Here is a 646-nt window from a genome sequence, read left to right as displayed (position 1 = left end):
AGCTGAAGCTTGGCGGACGGGAAAGTTCGATGCCCGGCCTGCAGTATCTGCTGCATGTGGCTATGCCCAACTTCTATTTCCACCTCACCACGGCCTACGACATTCTTCGCCACAATGGCGTGCCGTTGGGCAAGGCGACATTCCTGGGAACGCGCTAGGGAATTGAGTTTTTGGAGATGTCCCGGATCGATCCGGGACATCACCGGAAGTACCTAGCGAACGGACATTTCGCGGGCGATGCGGGGGAAGTCGGCCGGCTTGATACCGATGTCGGCACGGTCGGCATTGCTCATCGAATGAAGCAGCGCGAGCGCCGAGCGGTATCTCAGATGCTCCTGCGGCCGCGGCCGGGCGAACATTTCAGTGAAGAAACCCATGATTCAAGCCCCAAATTGGTCCTCCACATCCGCCAATATAGGTGAATCGTGACAATTGTGCAGTGCAGCATTTGCATACCTGCCATGTCTTGGCGAATTTTTCGACATTTTCTCTAACGGGCGAAACTTTTGGCCGGTGCGTATCGTAGCCTCGAACGCTGGCTACATGGCCGGTTTTTCCTCGCCACACCTGGCGAATTCCGGACTGCAAAAAAATACAGTCTGAATTTTTGTTTCTTGGGGTTGCGGTGGGTCAAGCGGTGCAGGCG

2 protein-coding genes are annotated in these 646 nt (G+C 55.6%); one reads left to right on the top strand and one right to left on the bottom strand.

Going from position 1 to position 646, the window contains the following annotated elements:
• The coding region (locus tag EN984_RS36820) for a DUF1993 family protein (protein ID WP_127384462.1) at positions 1 to 158 on the top strand (158 nt) is incomplete at its 5' end.
• A 54-nt stretch (positions 159 to 212) separates the two neighbouring features.
• On the opposite strand, the gene EN984_RS36815 is transcribed toward EN984_RS36820, so the two are convergent.
• Complete coding sequence (locus EN984_RS36815; RefSeq protein ID WP_023706483.1) at positions 213 to 377, bottom strand: hypothetical protein; 165 nt, start codon at positions 375 to 377, stop codon at positions 213 to 215.
• Between the last annotated feature and the right edge of the window lie 269 nt (positions 378 to 646).

The sequence above is a fragment of the Mesorhizobium sp. M7A.F.Ca.CA.004.12.1.1 genome (assembly GCF_003997835.1).
In the GTDB taxonomy this organism is placed as follows: domain Bacteria; phylum Pseudomonadota; class Alphaproteobacteria; order Rhizobiales; family Rhizobiaceae; genus Mesorhizobium.
This window is presented reverse-complemented; position numbering and strand designations above follow the sequence as displayed.

Excerpts from the sequence above, each read along its gene's own strand:
- EN984_RS36815 (WP_023706483.1), bottom strand. The coding sequence starts at position 377 with ATGGGTTTCTTCACTGAAATGTTCGCCCGGCCGCGGCCGCAGGAGCAT.